This window comes from Sporosarcina sp. P17b (assembly GCF_002743115.1).
GTDB lineage: Bacteria > Bacillota > Bacilli > Bacillales_A > Planococcaceae > Sporosarcina > Sporosarcina ureae_C.
Window position 1 is genome coordinate 1 of sequence record NZ_PDYP01000036.1, and the last position, 1,501, is coordinate 1,501.

Consider the following 1,501-nt stretch of genomic DNA (forward strand, 5'->3'; position numbering starts at 1 on the left):
GGGCCGATTCCGTCTCCGGAGATTACGGCTATTTTGTAGGGGTTCATGTGGTCACTCTTTTCTTTTTATGAATGTAGTCTGCTGTTAGCGTATCATCTTCAAAAGTGAATGTATAATCTTTGCAGGAATAACCTCATGAAAAGATGTTGTCGCACAAAACACGTGCTTGAGCTCCTATTCGCATGTATTTTTAATACCACTTAAGATTAATTAACCAGGAGTGTTTATTTTGTTAAAATCCTCTCTTTAGGCATATTGAGAAGTCGAGTAATATGATTGAATAAAAGACATGGGAAGGAATTTAGATGTAATAAATACAATTATTGAAAAATCTCAACAATCGTATAGGATATAGATATAGACATTAGAGGATTGTCTTCACTAAATAATAATGAAATGGGTGAACGGAAGATGAACACTTCGGGGAATCATAAGAAGATAAAATAGTTCTGTGTGCAATATGTGGTGAGACATTTATTTAGGTGGTAGTAGAGGATATCATGAAAAGCATTATAGTGACTTGTCCGAGAGCGTAGAGTTTCAAAAAAACAGAAAAAGGATTCACATAAAAATGAACACTTTCCTAGGATCTTGTTGTAAATAGAATATATAATAAAGTACCATTAATTACAAATGGTACAAGGAACACTCACGACTGATATACTAGGTAGTGCTTATGAATATTTAATTAGAGTACTTTACGATGATAGATATATGGATCAAGTTGATATTTACATAAAAGCAGAATAATTATAAATGGAGAGATGAGTTATGGAAAACCTTTCAAAGATAAAAAGAGAGCATATGCTTGAATTTTTGAATAAGTTACGAGATGAACATGGTGATGATGATACCATTATTGCAATCAATGAAATTGAGTCCGCATTGACTAGCAAGAAGTATGGTTTGGTTTGGGAAGAGCATATCGAACGTGTCGATGAAAAAATTAAAACCAATGTTCCGGTATTTACAGAGGTTGAAGAAAAAGAAATTCTTGCGGACCCTTCACTGTCCTATAACTTCCTTTTGGAAGGTGATAATTTACATAGTTTGTATTTACTCGAAAAAACACATAAAGGTAAAGTGGACGTAATTTATATTGATCCACCTTATAACAGGGGGAAAGATGATTTTATCTATAATGATAATTATGTTGATGAAGAAGATAATTTTAAGCACTCAAAATGGTTATCGTTTATGTCAAAGCGATTGGGTATAGCTTATAAGCTATTAAATTCAGACGGTGTAATTTTTATTAGTATTGATGATAATGAAATGTCACAGCTGAAAATGTTGTGTGATAGTATTTTTGGCGATGCAAATTGCATCGGTGTAATCATTCAAAACAAATTAAATTCAAAAAATGAGGCCAATTGTACAATCAAGTTAGCCACCTAAATCCAAACAAAAAAATGCCACTATAAAATTCGTGTATCATTGAAGTTGCGAGACTAACAATGAGAGGAAGTTTTATAGTGGCACAACTTGAGAGTACCATACA

At 32.6% G+C, this 1,501-nt stretch carries 1 protein-coding gene; it reads left to right on the forward strand.

Annotation, left to right across the window (positions count from 1 at the left end; genetic code table 11):
* Positions 1 to 771 precede the first annotated feature (771 nt).
* Positions 772 to 1,398: a DNA methyltransferase gene (locus CSV76_RS16845; protein WP_099626304.1), complete on the forward strand. Its 627-nt coding sequence runs from the start codon at positions 772 to 774 to the stop codon at positions 1,396 to 1,398.
* Positions 1,399 to 1,501 lie beyond the last annotated feature (103 nt).